This is a genomic window from Legionella sp. JM-2024, from assembly GCF_055389095.1.
The window spans coordinates 1,401,828-1,420,335 of sequence record NZ_AP039388.1; the positions used below are offsets into that span (position 1 = coordinate 1,401,828).

Here is an 18,508-nt window from a genome sequence, read left to right on the forward strand (position 1 = left end):
TAATTCAGTCGCTTAGATTATATAAACTCTCTTACTTAAAAACGTTTGTTGCCCTGATCATGGAATTTTTCGTAAGCTCTAGCTTAATACTTTATCTAAAATTTGTGCGGAATTTAATATTTTTGTTGTATTTGTATACAGATACTAATGATCAAGATGGCGAGATGAATTTATTTTGTTGGTATACAATTAATATAACTTTCGGAGCTTTTAAATTTATAGAACACAATAGTTAAGAGTAGAAAACTCATGGAAAATGATAAAGCAAATTGGTTAAAGTGGGTGTTAGAAATTCAGGCTATAGCGCAGAATGGTCTTGCCTATTGTGGGAATGAATTTGATAGGGAAAGATATATCAGGCTCAGAGAAATTTCCGCTGAAATGGCCTCTATGAATTCTCAATATTCTTTTCATGACATTAATGAGATTTTTTCATTAGAAAGGGGCTATGCTACTCCTAAGCTAGATGTGCGAGCGTTTATTCTTAGAGATAAGAAATTATTATTGGTTCAGGAAAGAGCTGACTCTTTATGGACGCTTCCTGGAGGTTGGGTCGATGTTAATGAATCACCTTCAGAATCTGTTATACGAGAAACAAGAGAAGAAACCGGGTTTAATATATCAGTAATCAGGTTATTGGCTCTCTGGGATAAACAAAAACATGACCATCCTCCGCAATGGCCTCATGCCTACAAGTTTTTTTTTCATTGCGAGATAATCTCTGGAGAACCCAAAGAAAATTTGGAAATTTCAAAAATTGATTTTTTTGATGTCAAGGAATTACCGCAATTATCTACTCATCGCGTTACAAAAAAACAACTTGAGAGATTGTATGAAATCATTTTTTCTCCGGGAAAAACTTTGTTTGATTAGTTGAACCTGGAAAAGGGACTCTATCTGGGTTAAGGATATAAAAATATTTTTATGCTTTCCGTAACTTTAAAGCGGGGGAAAACATGCGTATTGCGGTGTCAGGAACACATTCGGTAGGCAAAAGTACTTTTGTTTGGGATTTTATTAAAGCTCATCCAGATTATGTTAGAGAAGAAGAGCCTTATCGAGCGTTACGTGCGAATTACAATATTAAATTTGGCAAAGACTCAACACGATTCTGTAATGGAATCCAACTTTATCAAAATATCAGCCGTGTAAAGCAATATCATGATTCTTCCAGCCAAGTTATATTTGATCGTTCACCCGTTGATTACATTGCGTACTCCTTGTATACAGAACGTTATCATAAAACTGATTTGGATATGGCGTTTGTAGAAAGCTTAATTGAACCGATAAGAGAATCACTTGAATTTATTGATCTTTTAATTTTTGTATCCATCAATGAAAAACATCCTGTAGAAATTGAAGACGATGGCATTCGCCCGATTGATGAATCATACCGTTCTGAAGTAGATGATTTTTTTAAACAGATCTATTTTGAAAATAGATATCAAGTCATGCCCATAAAAAATGCTCCAAAGCTCGTTGAGCTGTGGGGGTCGAGGGAAGAGCGAGTTAAAAAGATTTCTCAACTTTTGAAATAACTATAGATTGATTCATTTTGGTTGAGTATTTTTTGTGAAATGCATTACAGAATTTTTCTAACGTCTGTTATCCCGAATGTTAATGCAGGAGCTCCTTGTGCTGGTATAATGCTGGCTTTTGGAGGATCTTCATATAAGCCTTCCAATTGTTTTTCTTTGCAACAAAAGCACCGCGCATTGCGGCTTGTGTACAGTGTGGAGTGTTTTTATATATTATATGTGTCTATAGTAAAAGCCCTAACCACTGGATGAATTTATCGTACTTTGCTAAATTGCAAAGTTAATTCTGTTAAATAAGGATAGCTATGCCAATATCTTCATGGACCGAAAGTCATACAGCAGTCGAGTCTTCTGATAATGATAACGTAACCGGATGGGAGGACAGACAAGACAGTTACGAATTATCCACTGTTACTGCCTGGGGTTATTATGGATTAGGTTATAGTTATGAACTACTTATGAACCCCAAATCTTTTATTTTAGATTATCTCTATCCAATCGCTTCTAAAGAAGGCTTTGCAGTTGCTCCAACTTTTTCTCCCTTACTGGTAAATCTGGGGTATGCGCCTCAAATTGTTGTTCTTGGACCTTATGATAGAGACGCTTTGGTTCGTCTTTTTCAGTATGGGGAAGGGGAGGATAATGATCCAGCTGCCAGAGAACCACTAGATCGAGTTCACCAGGCCACTGGAACAGTAACTGTTGCAAATATGCAAGGCACTGATGCGTTTGAGCAGAGAAGACTTATCAAAAAATATCTTAATAATTCTCAGGAAACTTACGCAGAAACACTCCATACCTTCTCTGAATTATTGGAAAAATGGGTTGAAAAATATACTTATCAGGAGAATATTCGCTGGGCGGTGACCAATATTATTGCGAAAGTTGTATTTGGTATTCCCATTGTAGAAATTGGTTCTATGGAAGCTCTCCAGTCAATGAGTAACGCTCTGGCGAATCATGAACCAACCTCTCCTGAATTTATTGAAGCCAGTCAGAATTTGCAGAATCTGGGAGATGAGCTGTCAAGAAAATACCATAAAGATATCATCGGAAGTAATAAGCTCATTTCCGAACAACTGCACAATGATTATTCATTAGAAAAACTTTTTGAAATAAAGGCAGGCAGTTCTATTTTAGTTGAAGGTAATCTTTCCAATACCATTATGATAGCCCTGGAGCGAATTATGTCTAATGATGATATTAAAAATCGATTACGTAAGGAGCTTCAAGACTTTGATTTTTCTGCGGCATTGAACGATGAGAATATGCTTCGAAAACTAACTCAAAATAAATATCTGCATCAAGTGTACATGGAAGCTCTACGTTATGTACAATCAAGTGTCATGATTGCGAGAAAGACCAGTCGAGCAACAGAATGGAACATAAAAAACAAGGAAGGTGAAATTCAGCATCTTAAAATCAACGCTGGTTCCTATTTTTTTGCTCCATTACGAGCCATGGGTCATGATCCAAATTTATGGAATAATCCAGGTAAATTTGATCCTGATCGCTTTGAAAAGACTGATACCAATGAATTTAATCTTAATAATATTTTTCCTTTCACTACTGGAAAGCGAATGTGCCCCGCAGCTTCGCAATTTGCTATGTTAGTTTTTAAAACCGCTATCGGCGAAATAGTGATGAATTATAATATTAAACTATCTCACAAGGCCCAGACGATTCCTCCTAATTCAGTTTACCCCATACTTGAACCGCCAATGTATCTTGAAAATGTTGAAAAAATTAAAACTGGAACTGTCTTGAAATTTGATGAAACCACAGATGAGATAGAATCTTTGTTTTCTTGCAGAGTTTGAAACTAACAAATTCATACAACATCATGTGGAGAATATTATAATCATTCTCCATATCACTTATTTATCCTTCAATAGTTTGTTATACAGCAATTTTAATGTTTGCTTTCCTAAAGATTATTATGTACTGTAATAAGACAGTATTGCACTGACTAAAGCAGGGGGCTGGTCTGGAATACTCTTTCAACTACCATCCCTTACTCTAATAAGTTTAAGTGTCTTCATGGAAAATATAGACTCTTGATGCTTTTAATCAGGTACTACGGTGACATAAAGGCAAGTAAGGGAGACGACCATGATGAGAATATTTAAAGTTCGTGCAAAACCTTTAACAAAATCATACAAAGATGCTTTATTATCTTCTTTTCCATCACAATTGCCACCACATGGAAGTGTATCCACAAAAGAAAATACCTTGGAAACACAAAAATTAGCAAAAGGTAAATATCCTGCCACAGTACCTGACTCCAGTTTTTTTTCAAAATTAAAATTAGCAGAGCAGCATCAGTTCGGTCACAGAAAACGTAAACGATTTGATTATAAAAATAATTTTAGTGCTGCACTTTCATTGCCTTACACCAGGAAAGAGTTGGATGACAGGCGGGGTGAACAAAATGCACTCCTTACAATGGTGAAAAAACATGTGATTGAACATGCGAGTCGGCGTGTTGACTTATTTTTTTATACTTTAATTGCGTATTATAATACAGGCATTTTTCCCACAAGTGGTCATACTGATCTCCAGCATGGCAGGGGACGCAATACAAACAGAGGTAGAGCAATCACCGAGGCATGTCATAGTAGTTTTATTCCTTCACTACTGGATACCACTATTTATCAAAATCAGGGAAGAATAAAATATAAAAGCTTACTTTCCGGCACTCACTTTATGGATAGTTTGAATGCCACTGTAGAGTTACCACCATTCGTGAATGATCTGGATGATATGTTAGAGGGGGCTTGCAGGCAAAAATCCTTGAAAATCCTGCAGGAGGTCTCACTTGGAAAAATAAATCCGATAGAAGGATTAAATATTTTCTTAAAATTGATGCAGGATACTTTAAAAAAATTTAAAAAAGAGGCTGAGAGTAAAAGCGAATCTGTACTATTACAGCATTCATTGATGAAGCAGAAATTTATAAACCCTGATCTGGTTGATTTAGTTATTCATGGCACATTATCAAGCACATTTTCAAATACTACAGAAGCCGCTTCGGATGATTATATTCAACTTATGCTTAGATTAACTCCGAAAGAAAAAATCTTGTGTGAAAAAGATGAAAAGTTCAAAATGGAATTATATTTGGAGAAAATGATAGAAATACAAAAAGAGATATTGAGCTCCAAAAATGGTGAGTTTGTATCCTCAAAATTAGGATAGGGGACTTGGAGCTTCATATAAGTCAGGATGCCAGGCGCACTCTTGTTTTTTTGGCCAAATAACAGGTTTTCACCTTGTCTCCTACCGACTTGAGGCTGTGCTATAATTTAAAAAATTCTTAATTAATAAGGGATTAACATGTACTCAATTGGTGGGTATTTAGCAAAGCGTCTGGAAGAATTAAGTATTTCTGAATATTTTGCCATACCAGGTGATTATAATCTTATTTTACTGGATGAAGTTCTTAAAAACGAAAAATTGAAAATGATTAATTGCTGTAATGAATTGAATGCGGGATATGCTGCTGACGGTTATGCCCGTATAAAAGGTATTTCAGCTTTATTTGTTACTTATAGTGTTGGAGGATTAAGTGCCGTTAATGCAGTTGCTGGAGCTTATGCCGAAAATCTTCCCGTATTAGTCATATCTGGAGGGCCAAATACCAATTCCATTCAAGATGCTGAAATTCTCCACCACACTCTGGCCACTGAAGATAATTTGTATGTAAGAGACATCTTTTCTCGAGTTACTGCCCATGCTGTCTGTATTCGCAAGCCGGAACAAGCCGCTATGCAAATAGATGAGGCGATTGCGATTGCCATAACACAAAAAAAGCCAGTTTATATTGAAATAGCTTGTAATATTGCTAACTATCCTATCTCACAGCCCACTCAACGCGCATTCAATACTTATAAAATTAGCGATAGTTCCTCTTTGGCTGCAGCAGTGAAGCATGCTGCCGAGAAATTAAACTCTGCATTAAAGCCCAGCTTGATTGTGGGTAGTAAGGCCAGGCATTGTGGTGCACTAAATTCGGTCAGTGAACTGGCGAAGAGTACTGGGTATGCGATGGCGGCTATGCCAGATGCGAAAGGATTTATTTCAGAACAACATTCTAATTACATAGGTATCTATTGGGGACCTGTCAGCTCCTCAGGATGTGCTGAAATCATCGATTCCAGTGATGCTTATCTGCTTATTGGACCGAATGAGAATGACTATACTACGGTGGGGCATGTATGGGGAATTAACCCTCATAAATCAATTAAGACCACTAAGGGCGGTATCATCATTGGTGAAACAGTCTATACTAATGTATTCATGAACGATTTTATCCGAGAATTAAGTAAAAAATTAAAATTTAATGATGCATCATACAAAGCATATCAACGTATCGCTGAAGAAACTCTTGTTTATCCCGAATCAGATCCCTCTGAAGCTCCATTAAGTACTCGTTATTTGTTTGGTCAAATTCAAAAAATGTTGTCTGCTAAAAAGGCCTTATTAGCCGAAACAGGTGATTCCTGGTTTAATTGTATGCGTTTGTCTTTACCTGAAGGCTGTCCTTTTGAGATTCAAATGCAATATGGCTCGATTGGATGGTCTGTGGGCGCATTATTAGGTATGCAGGCAGCTTTGCATAATCAAAAAAGAGTGATTGCATGCATAGGTGATGGTTCATTTCAAATGACGGCACAAGAAATATCAACTTTAATTCGCTATGGCTATAAACCAATTATTTTTTTAATGAATAATGCTTGTTATACCATTGAAGTACAAATTCATGATGGTCCTTATAATGTTATTAATAACTGGCGCTATGCTGAATTGGTAAATGTCTTTCGTGGTGAACAGAGTAATGCCAAGTCTTTTGTAGTTAAAACCAATAAAGAGTTAGTGGATGCGATTGGACAGGCTGAAAAAACAGATGCACTATGTTTTATTGAAGTTCTACTGGACAAAGATGATTGTAATAAAAATTTATTGGAATGGGGATCGAGAGTAGCAAATTATAATGGCCGTCCTCCTCGTTCTTAAATTAACGTGAGTTCGATATAAAAGGCAAGAAAATGTCTTTTATATCGCTAAACGAACGTTATCCCATAAAGCTTGTCCCCGGCGAAAGCGGGGATGAGTAGCATTGACATGGGATTTCACTCCAAAATAGTCTATTTCGATATCAAAAAATAGCATCATTTTTTGATATAGAACTCATATTAAATTATGAGAGTAGTGCACTGTCTTAGAGCAATGTCGTAATGGCGAATGTGAATATTTATTCAGCCCCCAGCTCTATCGCAAAAGCTAAAGCTAATTTTGAAAAATTAGTTATGTGCTCCAGATTTAACAAATCCATCGTATCTGAAGAACTGCCAATATAAGGGTTAAAAGCGCTGGAATCCGATTCAGCTGAGTATGTCGCAGGAATATTCTCTTCATTCCAGGAAACGTGATCACTACATTCGTAACTGCACTTGGAAGAGTTAACAGGAACATGGATATAATTTGTAATTAATTTTGTAATATATTGACTTAAATCATTATTGGTATTGTCTGTAAATACCCACATGGTTGAATCATCTGAATCGGTACGAAATCCTGTTTTGTCAAGTTGCATAACCGCTTTAACTGGAATAGATTTTTCCTGGAAATATTGGACGACATATTGAGAACCAGCCAAATTTCTGTCACCAGCAGCGTACCAAATAATATAAATTGGGTGCTTGAATTTTATTTTGGATGATGACAATAGAACGCGTGCAGTCTCCATAATAGCTGCAGCACCACTCCCTTCATCAGCACCAGGCATGCGCCCATCCAGGGTATCCATATGGGCACCAATTACAATAGCAGGAGCTTTAATGTCTTTGCCAATGACTGTCACTAATGAGGGTTGTTTATACCAACCCGCTTTCACAAAAAAGGCTGTTGTATCAGGGCGATTGTATTCAATTGCCATGGATTCAAATGTGTCTTTTAACCAGTTTGCGGTATGAACTCCAGTGTCTTTGGTTGCTGAGCGATTTGTATAAGACGTTAAATGGTTTAATGTTTGCCATATATTATCTGCGATGACTTCTTTCATGGCAGTATTGACTTCTTTGGTGTGCTTAATTTCGTAGAGGTTCTTATTTATTTTTGCAGCTTTAAGAGAATTTAGCGCGCTTTTTTGCAGTATATTTTGTGCCGACTTCTTTTTAACGTCTAACAAGGTATCAGTGAATTTATCAGTGATATTGATAAACTCGCCGCATTTGACTTGGTCTGCCAAGAGAGTCAGATTCTTAATATCATTGCCTGGTAGATCAATGATTTTGAATTGCTCATTTTCAGCTAAGACATCATGTGCAATAGTCATTTTTGCAGCAAGACACTGTGGTACTTGTAATTGAGCATGGATTGGCTGGGGGGAACCAAAAATTGAATTACTTGCTAATACAATATTTGCAGTAATCCATGTCAAATATTCAAACATTTCCTCTCCTAAATTGATCTGGTCAGTATGGTATAGTAAATTAAAACGACCTCTTAAGAAACTACGTGCCTCGGCTGGACCGAGGCATCCAGAGTGACTTATGGGTAACTGCTGACAAGCAGCGGTACGTCGAAATAAGTCATTTAAAATTCAAATCACTATACATAGATAAATAATGTAAACAAACCATTCAAAATATCTTGGTTGAATTTGATATTTTTCTAAAACATAAGAATGGCAATATTATTTGTTACATCATTTTTCTTCGAAATAATGTGGGCAAATATACTACAAAATCTACAAAAATAACACCCTTATGACTAAAAAAATTCTTTGTGTTTGGTTTCAGATTTCCAGTTCATTTATTTGATGAAAGAATCACACTTGGTTTTATTCCCATCCTGCATAGGTTACCTTACAATGGGAGTCATAATTGATTTGCTTGATTAATAATTTTAAGTAAGCGTATAAGTAAAGATTAACCTTGGATAAATCAACAATAGAGATCATAATGGGTAATTCCATTATCAATAAAAATCGAACTATAAAAAGGATTCTGATGATTCTCATCGGAATGACTGTCTTTATTCAGGCTTATGCTAGTTTATCCCAAAGCAAGGATCTAACTCATGTAAGCAGTCCCTTAATGACAATGAAACCCCAACATACTGGGGAAATTGTGGTGTTAGTTCATGGTTTAATGCGTACGTATGTGAGTATGAAGCCATTAAAATCCTATCTGGAAAATCAGGGGTATCAGGTTTATTTGTACAAATACCCTTCTGCTAAATATAGTATTCAGGAGCATGGTGTTTATTTAAATCAGTTTATTACAACACTACTTGATAAAAACTCGGGGGTAAGAGTTCATTTTATCGCCCATAGTCTTGGAGGTATTATTGTAAGGGAAGCCTTATCCAAATTGTCGCCAAAACAATTAAAAAATATTGGTTATCTCATCATGCTTGCCCCTCCCAACCAGGGTTCTGAATTGGCAAGACTATCCATTAAATTCTTTCCAATGATTACCTATTTCATAAAACCTTTAGCTGAACTAAGCTCCGAGCAATCTTCTTACGTGCATCATGTACCTGTGCCAAATGTCAAAATAGGAATAATAGCTGGGCGGTTTGATGCGAAAGTCCCTCCTGATTCAGCTCGTCTGCAAGGACAAACGGAACCGGTTATTATCAATACCAACCATACCTTCATTATGAATGGTTCAACAGTAAAAAAACTGGTTTTAAGCTTTTTAGAAAAAGGAAAGTTTGAGTAGCCTGTTCTTTTAGTTTTAATTACCAAGATTGTATTGGGGGGAATAATTACCCATGATATGCCCATATAAAAACCATTTTATAAAAAAAGTTGACATATAGTTTCTTTGGAAATACAATAAGCAAAAAATTAAACAAAGAGGTATTTATGAAGGCAATAATGATGATGAATTTTATCCAGGATCTATATTTGGATCGAACTGGCCAGTCTGTGCAATTTGAATGTAGGATGAAAGATCATCAATTAAATCAAATCGTTTCATCTTTGATGAATGAAGAAGAAGCTCAAAAGTTATGTGATTCCTTAAAAGGAATATTACCTCCAGGTGCAAATGTAAAAGTTTGTGAATCTCATCAAGAAGAAGGTAAATTTCGTGCCGTTATTTTTAATCCTAAGGAGATTTTGTCAGTTTATGTCAACCGAATGGCAGAATTGTTAAATAAACATCATCCTTTTCCAATGGATATTCTTCAACCTTGCTTACAAAAGGATTATGTGTGGGAAGTATTTCATGGTGAATCAATAGCATATAAGTCTGAGGTTTCCTTTGGTTATATTTCATTAGAAGATTCTGGCGAACAAATACAAAAAGATGCTCTATATGGTTATAACCAGTTGCTGACATCAACTTATCCTGGATTCAAAATTGGAAGCATATCACATAAACACGGTGATGAATTCCACCTGGATACTTTTACTTATTCGGATTTTAAAAATTTGATGGCTAAAAATCAGGTTCCAAGCTTACGTGATATTGGGATTAAATTTTTTAGAGATCACCCTCAGTATTATACAGACAGGGTTTTCACAGCCTTGCCAAAAGACATTACCGATGATATGAATGATATTCCGGTATCAACTGTAGTTTAACAATCTCTATTTATTATATTTTCTAATGACGGGGTTAAATCAGGTTTTCATTTCTCTACTCTAGTAGAAACCTGGATTTAATCTCGTTTTTCTCCTTTGTATCTTATCATATCGTGTTGTAAGAGACCTTCCGGTTTTTGTGAGTGTTGTTTTTGATAATGTTAAAACTGATCCATACTGAATGATATACTGTTTTTTTTAGTCAAATCCAGAAGTCATTATAGAACAAATTTTTACCTGAATTGAAAGGACTCTAATGAAAGAATTGAAGACAGAAATATACATAGATGGTTTAAAGTTTACAGAAGGTTTGCGCTGGCATGATAATCAACTTTGGTTTTGTGATTTATGGGCAAAAAAAGTATATCGATCAAATAATAAAGGTACCTATATTAACGTCATTGAGTTAGAAGATGAGCCTGTTGGTTTAGGTTGGCTTTCTGATGGAACATTATTGATAACCTCATTGTTTAAACGAGAGTTGTTGGCGTATCAAGAGAATAGCCTTTCTCTATATAAAGATTTACAGTGTTCTGCCCCCGGATATTGTCATGATTTTACAGTTTCAAAAAATGATTATATTTACTTGAGTGCCTCCGGTTTTTATCCGGCATACCAGGTAAAACCCGTCCCTTCAAATATTTTGATGATAACACCAGATAAAGAATTGCGAATTGCAGCGACAGACGTTGGTTATCCAAATGGCATTGTTCTTTGTGATGATGATAAAAAGTTAATCGTAGCAGAAACCTTCGCGGGCAGAATTATTACTTTTGAGCTTAATAGCCAGCATGAGCTTACTAATCGATGTGAGCTGGTAGCATTTGATCAGAAAGGCTTTCAAGTGGATTTTGATAGAAATGCTGTTCCTATTGATTTGGAAAGGCATTATCCAGATGGGATATCCTATAATCAACAAAAAAGGGAGCTTTGGGTAGCTTCGCCTGGAAAGAAGGAAATATTGTGCCTTAATTCAATGGGTGAAATTATTAAAACCGTGCATACTTTATCTATTCCATTTGATTGTGCGTTGGGTGGCAGTAATCAAGATATATTATTTATTGCTTCGTCAGATCTCAGAAAGGATGCTGATACAGGTAAAATTGAATATGTAAAATTAGAACATTAAAATTTGCAAATAGGCTGAAACAATATTAATACACTCCTATTGATTAATGTCATGCAGAAATTGCTCTTATTTTCAGATCACAGTGCCGAAGAAGAAAGAATGTATTGGTTTGTCACTTGCCATGGAATGATACTCTGGCACCTGATAGATTTATGAAAAGTGATACTTAAATAGTAAGAGCATTAGGGAGAGGAAGATGTCACCAAGATATAAGGGAATACTCTATTTATTCTTAAGCGCTATGATAATAAGTGCTGCTAATCCCGTTATTGCAAAACTTATTACACTTGGGAATGAGCATTTAGTGAATGGCCGCAACCCGATTTCGTTTTGTAATGTGCTCTTTGCAGGAAATTTAATTGCTTTATTTACCTTGATTTTAATTCATTTTAAAGATCTGGGAGATTTTAAACCAGAACATTTAACAGTAAAAAATTGGTTTTTAATTCTGTTTGCTGCGTTTTTTGCTGGTTTTTTAACGCCCACCCTGTATTTTTTAGGGTTGATGTATACCAACGTGATTAATGTTGTTCTCATCTCAAATTTGCAAATTCCTATGACTTTATTAGCTGGTTGGCTTTTTTTGGGAGAGATCCCCAATGCCCGGATTATGTTAGGAGCTTTATTGGCTACTGTGGGTGTGATCACAATCGTTTTGCTTCAATACTGGTTAGGAGTTTCGGTGAACCTAATCCCAAACACTGGAAGCAAGACTGGCCCTTTATATACTTTTCTTTCTTCTATCCCTAGAACGGGTGAAATTTGCATATTTTTGGCGGTAGTTTCCAGCACTGTTTCAACTGTTATTGGTTTCCATGCTATTAGAAGATTACCTCATTACTTATTTAGTATTTTTAAAATGTTGTTAGGAGTTATTTTGTTCTTTTTTATAGTGATTTTTATGTTTGGTTTAAATCATTTTTCTGATCTGTTTTCTCCCTTTTTATGGGAATGGATGCTGTTATATGGGAGTGTTATTATTGCATTGCGATATTATTTCAGTATGTTAGGTATGAAGCATGCGAAAGTTGCTGAAGTTGCAATCAGTGCATCGATAATACCTTTGATGTCTATCGTTTTTTCCTATTTGATTTTGGGAGAAATACCCGGTATTTCCCAAATCATCGGAGGCAGTTTGATTTTGTTAGGGATATACGTAGCCCTATCTGGAAAATTACTCTCGCAGGAGAAAACCAAAGTATTGGAAAAACCTTCTGGTTTTTCAGGTGTTTAAAATAATCGATGAGAAGTTATTAAATGAAAGCCTTACTTCTTGCTAATCATATGAGTCATGAGAACAAGTAGTAAGGCTTATGATTGGTGGTTTTAATTAATATCTATAGCAACGTAATTGTCCCCACATATTACGCCAGCAACCAGGATGGGCCGGAGCGGGAGTTGCAAATGCCCCTGGATAGTTTAAAACACAGGTACCATTATGTATGGCACGGTGATAACCTTCACCACATCCTTGAGCTGCATTCGCTGAGGATGTATAACTCACGGCCGCAAACAACAGACCTATCATAGCTATATTGCGTAACAACCCTGAAAAACACATGGAATGCGTATTCATGGCACTCTCCTTATATTACTTTAAGTTGTTTTCGTAGCGTACAGCATAATTATAGAGTCAACTTTTAAAATATGCCTAATAAATGATCAAAAATATTGCCAACACACCCTGGAGCGCCTAATGGTTCTGTGCCATTACTCCCAATATTATTCTTTTCCTTTTGGCTCGTGCTATGGAAGGAATGGGTGCTGGTGGTATTACTTCAGTAACACGTGCGTGTCTTAATGGCACACATAAAGATATCGCTTTAACCAGAGCAATTAGTTATTTGGCTATGACTGTCTCATTAATTTCAATGGTTGCACCCATTTTGGGAGGTTTTATTTTTCATTTTATTTCTTGGCGTGCTATTTTTTGAGTGATTATGACCAGCTGTATTGGTATTCTTTATCCACGGGGTATGTCTACTGCTGTGGCAGAGTTCAAGTCAATTGCTGGTTCAGCAGCAGCACTTGTAGGTTGTGTGCAAATGGTTTTTTCTGCCGTTGGTGTTGTCATCATGTCAAATTTGCCAAAATTCCATCCTCTGCCATTCAATATTTCTTAGCGTAATTTCCCTGATTGTGATTGTAACTTATGAGAAACGGCTATGATCTTCAATAATCTTGGTTAATTTCATCAGTATTTGCCTGGCAGAATTAACAGAGGATAGTTAAAGATAAGTGTTTATAAGCTTCATAATAATTCACAGATCTGAACTACAATAAAAGTAATTGGATGTATAAATAGAGTGGAGAACAATGGAACGTTTTCAAGATCGCTATCAAGCAGGCCAATTACTTGGAAAGAAACTTAAATCTTACGCTAATCGGAATGATGTTATAGTGCTTGCGCTACCTCGTGGCGGTGTACCTGTTGCTGCTATGATTTCAGAAGCTATAAATGCTCCATTAGATTTGATGATTGTTCGAAAACTTGGTGTGCCTGGCCATGAAGAGTTGGCTTTCGGTGCTTTGGCTGGTAATAGAATCAAAGTTTATAATGAAGAGTTACTTCAGTATTTACAACTTTCTCAAGAAGACATCAATCAGGTTATTTCCCAAGAAGAAAGAGAATTGGCGAGACGGAACAGAGCTTATCGTGGTGAGAAACCTTTCCCTGTTTTAAAGGATAAAATCGTCATTTTGGTTGATGATGGCATTGCTACTGGCGCGAGTATACGTGCAGCGGTTCTAGCTTTACGTAAAGAATCTCCTAAAAAAATTATAGTAGCGGTTCCTGTAGCTCCTGAGGACATGAATGGAATAATGAGAGGCCTAGCCGATGAATATGTTTGTCTCATGACCCCACTATCTTTTAATGCGGTGGGTTTATGGTATGAAGATTTTTCCCAGACAGAAGATGAAGAGGTCTTATACTTGCTTAACAAGTCATTCAATAAGCCATAATAGAATTGTCATTTTCCGAAAGCGGGGATGCGCAACATTGATATGGGATCCACTTCCAAATAGCCTGGTTCGATATCAAAAAATAACATCATTTATTGATATCGAACTCACATTAAATAGTAGGTACATTTTTTTGGGGATAATACCTGTCAGGGGGTAACAGTTTGTTCTTGCATTTCTTTAGGATGGATGTTTTCTAATAAACTATCTAACCAAACGTCCTTGGTGTTAGATAGGGGAGCATTTGCAAAAAACCCCAGGTTTTGTGTTGAATCTTGAAATTCTACTTGTGGTTTATTTTGCGGTTCGTCTTTATTTTCCCATACCACTAATGCTTTTTCCAAATTAGACTCATTATTTTGACTAAGTTCTTTTTCTGGACGAATGCTGTTTAGCATTTTATCAAAGATCTCATTAATTTCGGTAATGGTATCCGTAAGAGGGCTATAGTTTGAAAGGATAAAAATAACTGCATTCAATGTTTCCAGTACGCTATTAGTAGTTAATCTGATAAATAAATTAAAATTTCCTTCAAACAGCGAAAATAAATCATGGGTATACGATTTATTACTTTCTGAGAAAAGTAGATTAAGTAAATTGACTGATGCAAATACAATTTGTAATCCATTGGCAATCATTTGAATCGCTGCTTTTAAAGCTAACCAGGCTAATTGAATAGAAAGCTGAAGAGCGATATTAATCGGCAATATAATGGCTGTTGTTAATAGTAATGGCAACGCCAGAGCTACGAAAGGTAATATCCCTTTTTGTTGAATAATGATTTCTGAAATAACTTTAACTGCATTAAAAAATTTGGGCAAACTCGTTGCCGTAAACAGTAGTGAAATAAAATAGACTTTTGCTATATGTTTCCAGGAAGGTATCGTTGCTATCAGATTTGGCCAAAATTTTAAAATGTATTCTATTTGATTAATAAACTCATCTGTCAGTGTGTTTTTCAATTCCTTTGAGGACTCTTTAATTGCCAGAATCAAGTCACTGCGTTTTTTTTCATCGCTGATGAGATTAGGAAACAAATCAATTAATTCGCTAATCGCTTTATCAATATTGGTTTCATCCGTACTTTGAAGCCCCTCTTTCATCTGGCGTAATAAATGGATGACTGAACTGCTATCGATATTTTTAAGATAGGGTCTAATAGCCGATAATGGTTCGGATAATATATTAATATAGCGAAAATTTAATTGGTTATCAGAATAGGTAGAGAGAAATATCATCATTAACCATTCACTACTAAATAAGTGTAACCAACCGACTAATTCCGGGAGATTTGAAGTACCATTTTTGAGGGCATTTAAAGTAGAGATAGCAATATCCGCAAAGTCTCCAGTAACAAAATTGTTGGCATCCTGAAAAGCCTTCCCAGGAATATTATCGTCTCCATTAAGTAAATGATCCCTTGCCTTTGTAATGTCATTCATTAGCATGTTACATATTTTTTCAGGGATTGGTTTATCGAATTGAGATTGTTTATCAGGATGAAATCGTATGGCTCTTTTTTTATATGCGGCTTTGATTTCCTGTGGACTAAATAATAAATTAGGTCTTGAGGTATCCAGGTTTAAAATCTCACAGAGATCTTTTTTCGTAATAATTTTAGGTCCATCAAAAATACTGCTGTAGTTGTAGGGCATAATGAATTTACCTTAAAAAAGATCGATGTAGACTTTAAAATAGACAGATTTTACCAATAATGACCTATAATGGTCAAGTTTTGGTTCTCCTTATGATTGTTTCATGGCTTTTAATGATTAACAAAAAATTATGCTAATTCTTTGACCTGGTTCAGAGTAAGTAAAGAGATATAGAATTTGAATTTCTAATTGTCTATAAAGCAGTACACGAAATACCTTTATGAGCATTAGGGTAGCGATACAGAAAATTTGAAGTTTCTTTCACATGCGCTTGAAAGAATCGTTTTTGGGTAGCTTATTGGATTCCAGGTGGATCATATTGAGGTCAGGGTGTTTTACAGGATTTCAAAAGCGTTCGAAGGCTTTATGTACTTTTGCAAACACCATGACCTTACTCAAGATAAATAGGTCAAAAGGAATATCAATTAAGCAGTGTATTGGACTCCAAACAAAATCGCATTCATCATGGAGTTTTGATCGTCAATACTTAAAGTGGATCTTAATGTATTAGGATTAAAGACACCTGATACCCCTGGGCTTGCTCCGAAAGCACCTAAGTAAGAGACAGTGAGAGACCAATTGGAGTCAAAGTTATAAGCTGCCCCCAGTTTGATTGTCGGTAAGACAGCAGTTCTATTGGTTTTAAGTGAAAAACTATCTACTATTGGAAAAACCTGAGGAGTGAAATAGGCAGTAGAACTTGTTTGCATATTCTGAATGAGTGCTCCTGCTTTTGCAGACAAAGTAAAGTAGTTTTGAATATAGCTAATACCTAGTAGGGCATCAAATCCACTTAAGGTATGTTCAATGTTTAAGGCAGCAGGGATTTGGCCCAAAGCTCCAGCAACACTTGGATTGATGGTGGTTTTACCGTAATAACCCCAACCTACTTCACCAGTGAATCCATATAGATCATCTATCATGCTTAGTACACCCACAGCAAGTCGAACAGTATAACCTTGTTCATCTTCAGTTGAGGTAAGGGTGTTGTTTGAACCGACTATAGTGAAATTATATCCGTCAATTGAATTCTTTGTATAACCACCTTCAAGTGATGCAAAAGTAGAACAACAAGAATTAGAGTCACCCATACCACCGGCATGGACAAAAGAACTGGATAGGGCTGAAATTAAAGGGAACAGGATAAATTTTTTCATGATTTAGTAACTCATTCCATGTTTATTATTAGGTTTAAAACGTCAATAATTTAAATCAGTTAATAGGGAATTACCAGCAAAATTAGTGATTCAGTCAGATTCTTGAGAAATCGTAGTAATTTTTTTTATATTACTCTAGTATTTGCGTCTGTTGTAATTTGCCTTAGTAAGGAAACATGACTACATCGAATACTTCTTTTAGGACTTTAGGTGCAATATGTATCGGTAATGCAATGGAATGGTATGATTTTATGATTTATAACTTCATGTTGCTCTTTATTGCCCAAGCCTTTTTTCCAAGTCATCACCGTATTACTTCTCTATTGGCTACTATGGCCAGTTCTGGAGTAGCATTAGTAGTAAGACCTATAGGGGGGATTTTTTTAGGGATCTGGGCAGATAAACATGGACATCATAAAGCATTAATGCTGGTTTTTTACTTAATGGCCGCCGCAACCCTGTTAATTACCTTTACTCCATCCTTTGCCACAATGGGTTTGTTAGCCACTCTCGTAATTGTATTAGCACGCTTGCTGCAAGGTTTTGCCACTGGAGGTGAGTTTGGTATATCCAGCACTTTGTTAGTTACTTTATCCCCTCACGATAAAAAGGGGTTTTACACGTCCTTACAAATGGTTGGCCAGCTTTTGGCAATATTAATAGGTTCTTCAGCGTGCTTTATTTTAACAATCTATTGCTCCAATGAAACCTTATACCAATTTGCCTGGAGAATACCTTTTGCCTTCGGTTTGTTGATTCTACCTTTAGGATGGATTTTAAGACGTCGATTGCAACGTGAATTCATTTGGAAGAAAGAACAAAAGGAGTCAGGAAAATTAGTCTCTTTAATCAAGCAACAAAAACGTTCCTTGTTAATTGCCTTCAGCCTGGTAGCAGGATGCACTGGTTCGATTTATACCTTATTCAGCTATATGCCTACCTATAGTAAATTATATTTGGGTTTATCATTAACAGAGGCGTATTTAGGCCCAATGATCGGGATTCTGGTCAGTATTCTCACCATTCCTGTTTTTGGCGCACTCTCGGATAGAATAGGTCAAAAAATAGTTATGTTATGTTCTTTGGCTATTTATCTTGGATTAATTTATCCCTTGCTTTCCTTACTTAACCAACACCCTGGTTTAGGCATTCTTATTTCAGTTGAAAGTATTTTGGGTTTATGTATAGGTGCCTATTTTGGGGTCTTGACGTATACTGTGAGCTCATTATTTCCAAAATCCATACGTTCCACTTGTTTAGCAGTTAGTTATAATTCGGCAGTCATGTTGTTTGGTGGCTTTGCTCCATTCATTATCACTGCATTGATCGAATATACTAAAAGTCCTATGGTTTTTACTTATTATTTAATGACGACAGTCTCTATCAGTTTTCTAGGCGTTCTTTCCTATCAGGATGAGAAAGAGCCATTTGAGAACCAACCAGAACATCTTGCTGCAATTTAAAAG

17 protein-coding genes are annotated in these 18,508 nt (G+C 36.0%); 13 read left to right on the forward strand and 4 right to left on the reverse strand.

Annotated elements, in window-relative coordinates:
* Window positions 1–249: 249 nt before the first annotated feature.
* The 5 genes from ACZ5EK_RS06160 (at window position 250) to ACZ5EK_RS06180 (ending at window position 6,554) form a co-directional block, all read left to right on the forward strand.
* Entirely contained in the window at window positions 250–873 is a 624-nt protein-coding gene (locus ACZ5EK_RS06160) for an NUDIX hydrolase (protein ID WP_464431924.1), read from the forward strand.
* An 83-nt stretch (window positions 874–956) separates the two neighbouring features.
* Window positions 957–1,538 carry an AAA family ATPase gene (locus tag ACZ5EK_RS06165; protein WP_464431926.1) on the forward strand — a complete coding sequence of 194 codons (582 nt, stop codon included), beginning with the start codon at window positions 957–959 and terminating at the stop codon, window positions 1,536–1,538.
* Between the two features lie 305 nt (window positions 1,539–1,843).
* Window positions 1,844–3,358: a cytochrome P450 gene (locus tag ACZ5EK_RS06170; RefSeq protein ID WP_464431927.1), complete on the forward strand. Its 1,515-nt coding sequence runs from the start codon at window positions 1,844–1,846 to the stop codon at window positions 3,356–3,358.
* A gap of 292 nt (window positions 3,359–3,650) precedes the next feature.
* Window positions 3,651–4,736, forward strand: coding sequence for a hypothetical protein (locus ACZ5EK_RS06175; protein ID WP_464431928.1), 1,086 nt, complete (start codon window positions 3,651–3,653; stop codon window positions 4,734–4,736).
* Between the two features lie 138 nt (window positions 4,737–4,874).
* Entirely contained in the window at window positions 4,875–6,554 is a 1,680-nt protein-coding gene (locus ACZ5EK_RS06180; protein WP_464431929.1) for a thiamine pyrophosphate-binding protein, read from the forward strand.
* Window positions 6,555–6,792: 238 nt separating this feature from the next.
* Here ACZ5EK_RS06180 and lapA read toward each other — a convergent pair whose 3' ends face one another.
* Entirely contained in the window at window positions 6,793–7,992 is a 1,200-nt protein-coding gene (lapA, locus tag ACZ5EK_RS06185; protein WP_464431930.1) for an aminopeptidase LapA, read from the reverse strand.
* A 511-nt stretch (window positions 7,993–8,503) separates the two neighbouring features.
* Here lapA and ACZ5EK_RS06190 point away from each other — a divergent pair.
* The 4 genes from ACZ5EK_RS06190 (at window position 8,504) to ACZ5EK_RS06205 (ending at window position 12,500) form a co-directional block, all read left to right on the forward strand.
* Window positions 8,504–9,268, forward strand: coding sequence for an esterase/lipase family protein (locus ACZ5EK_RS06190; RefSeq protein ID WP_464431931.1), 765 nt, complete (start codon window positions 8,504–8,506; stop codon window positions 9,266–9,268).
* A gap of 227 nt (window positions 9,269–9,495) precedes the next feature.
* A complete protein-coding gene (locus tag ACZ5EK_RS06195; RefSeq protein ID WP_464431933.1) occupies window positions 9,496–10,137 on the forward strand; it encodes a type IV secretion protein Dot in 642 nt (213 codons plus the stop codon).
* Between the two features lie 256 nt (window positions 10,138–10,393).
* On the forward strand, window positions 10,394–11,266 hold the full coding sequence (locus tag ACZ5EK_RS06200; protein WP_464431935.1) for an SMP-30/gluconolactonase/LRE family protein: 873 nt from the start codon (window positions 10,394–10,396) through the stop codon (window positions 11,264–11,266).
* A gap of 196 nt (window positions 11,267–11,462) precedes the next feature.
* On the forward strand, window positions 11,463–12,500 hold the full coding sequence (locus tag ACZ5EK_RS06205) for a DMT family transporter (protein ID WP_464431937.1): 1,038 nt from the start codon (window positions 11,463–11,465) through the stop codon (window positions 12,498–12,500).
* A gap of 96 nt (window positions 12,501–12,596) precedes the next feature.
* On the opposite strand, the gene ACZ5EK_RS06210 is transcribed toward ACZ5EK_RS06205, so the two are convergent.
* Window positions 12,597–12,842, reverse strand: a complete 246-nt coding sequence (locus ACZ5EK_RS06210) for a hypothetical protein (RefSeq protein WP_464431939.1) — start codon at window positions 12,840–12,842, stop codon at window positions 12,597–12,599.
* A 133-nt stretch (window positions 12,843–12,975) separates the two neighbouring features.
* On the opposite strand from ACZ5EK_RS06210, the gene ACZ5EK_RS06215 reads away from it, so the two are divergent.
* The 3 genes from ACZ5EK_RS06215 to ACZ5EK_RS06225 all read left to right on the forward strand — a co-directional run bounded on the left by ACZ5EK_RS06215 (window position 12,976) and on the right by ACZ5EK_RS06225 (window position 14,230).
* On the forward strand, window positions 12,976–13,200 hold the full coding sequence (locus ACZ5EK_RS06215; protein ID WP_464432463.1) for an MFS transporter: 225 nt from the start codon (window positions 12,976–12,978) through the stop codon (window positions 13,198–13,200).
* Between the two features lie 6 nt (window positions 13,201–13,206).
* The gene (locus ACZ5EK_RS06220; RefSeq protein WP_464431940.1) at window positions 13,207–13,389 is read left to right on the forward strand and encodes a hypothetical protein; all 183 of its coding nucleotides are present in this window, start codon (window positions 13,207–13,209) and stop codon (window positions 13,387–13,389) included.
* A gap of 193 nt (window positions 13,390–13,582) precedes the next feature.
* Complete coding sequence (locus tag ACZ5EK_RS06225; RefSeq protein ID WP_464431942.1) at window positions 13,583–14,230, forward strand: phosphoribosyltransferase; 648 nt, start codon at window positions 13,583–13,585, stop codon at window positions 14,228–14,230.
* Between the two features lie 149 nt (window positions 14,231–14,379).
* Here ACZ5EK_RS06225 and ACZ5EK_RS06230 read toward each other — a convergent pair whose 3' ends face one another.
* The gene (locus ACZ5EK_RS06230; protein WP_464431944.1) at window positions 14,380–15,885 is read right to left on the reverse strand and encodes a J domain-containing protein; all 1,506 of its coding nucleotides are present in this window, start codon (window positions 15,883–15,885) and stop codon (window positions 14,380–14,382) included.
* A gap of 425 nt (window positions 15,886–16,310) precedes the next feature.
* Window positions 16,311–17,042, reverse strand: a complete 732-nt coding sequence (locus tag ACZ5EK_RS06235; RefSeq protein WP_464431946.1) for a hypothetical protein — start codon at window positions 17,040–17,042, stop codon at window positions 16,311–16,313.
* 176 nt (window positions 17,043–17,218) lie between these two features.
* On the opposite strand from ACZ5EK_RS06235, the gene ACZ5EK_RS06240 reads away from it, so the two are divergent.
* Complete coding sequence (locus ACZ5EK_RS06240; protein ID WP_464431948.1) at window positions 17,219–18,505, forward strand: MFS transporter; 1,287 nt, start codon at window positions 17,219–17,221, stop codon at window positions 18,503–18,505.
* Window positions 18,506–18,508 lie beyond the last annotated feature (3 nt).

Excerpts from the sequence above, each read along its gene's own strand:
- ACZ5EK_RS06240 (WP_464431948.1), top strand. The coding sequence starts at position 17,219 with ATGACTACATCGAATACTTCTTTTAGGACTTTAGGTGCAATATGTATC.
- ACZ5EK_RS06220 (WP_464431940.1), top strand. The coding sequence starts at position 13,207 with ATGACCAGCTGTATTGGTATTCTTTATCCACGGGGTATGTCTACTGCT.
- ACZ5EK_RS06170 (WP_464431927.1), top strand. The coding sequence starts at position 1,844 with ATGCCAATATCTTCATGGACCGAAAGTCATACAGCAGTCGAGTCTTCT.
- ACZ5EK_RS06230 (WP_464431944.1), bottom strand. The coding sequence starts at position 15,885 with ATGCCCTACAACTACAGCAGTATTTTTGATGGACCTAAAATTATTACG.
- ACZ5EK_RS06205 (WP_464431937.1), top strand. The coding sequence starts at position 11,463 with ATGTCACCAAGATATAAGGGAATACTCTATTTATTCTTAAGCGCTATG.
- ACZ5EK_RS06160 (WP_464431924.1), top strand. The coding sequence starts at position 250 with ATGGAAAATGATAAAGCAAATTGGTTAAAGTGGGTGTTAGAAATTCAG.
- ACZ5EK_RS06175 (WP_464431928.1), top strand. The coding sequence starts at position 3,651 with ATGATGAGAATATTTAAAGTTCGTGCAAAACCTTTAACAAAATCATAC.
- lapA (WP_464431930.1), bottom strand. The coding sequence starts at position 7,992 with ATGTTTGAATATTTGACATGGATTACTGCAAATATTGTATTAGCAAGT.
- ACZ5EK_RS06190 (WP_464431931.1), top strand. The coding sequence starts at position 8,504 with ATGGGTAATTCCATTATCAATAAAAATCGAACTATAAAAAGGATTCTG.
- ACZ5EK_RS06200 (WP_464431935.1), top strand. The coding sequence starts at position 10,394 with ATGAAAGAATTGAAGACAGAAATATACATAGATGGTTTAAAGTTTACA.
- ACZ5EK_RS06195 (WP_464431933.1), top strand. The coding sequence starts at position 9,496 with ATGAAAGATCATCAATTAAATCAAATCGTTTCATCTTTGATGAATGAA.
- ACZ5EK_RS06235 (WP_464431946.1), bottom strand. The coding sequence starts at position 17,042 with ATGAAAAAATTTATCCTGTTCCCTTTAATTTCAGCCCTATCCAGTTCT.
- ACZ5EK_RS06225 (WP_464431942.1), top strand. The coding sequence starts at position 13,583 with ATGGAACGTTTTCAAGATCGCTATCAAGCAGGCCAATTACTTGGAAAG.
- ACZ5EK_RS06180 (WP_464431929.1), top strand. The coding sequence starts at position 4,875 with ATGTACTCAATTGGTGGGTATTTAGCAAAGCGTCTGGAAGAATTAAGT.
- ACZ5EK_RS06210 (WP_464431939.1), bottom strand. The coding sequence starts at position 12,842 with ATGAATACGCATTCCATGTGTTTTTCAGGGTTGTTACGCAATATAGCT.
- ACZ5EK_RS06165 (WP_464431926.1), top strand. The coding sequence starts at position 957 with ATGCGTATTGCGGTGTCAGGAACACATTCGGTAGGCAAAAGTACTTTT.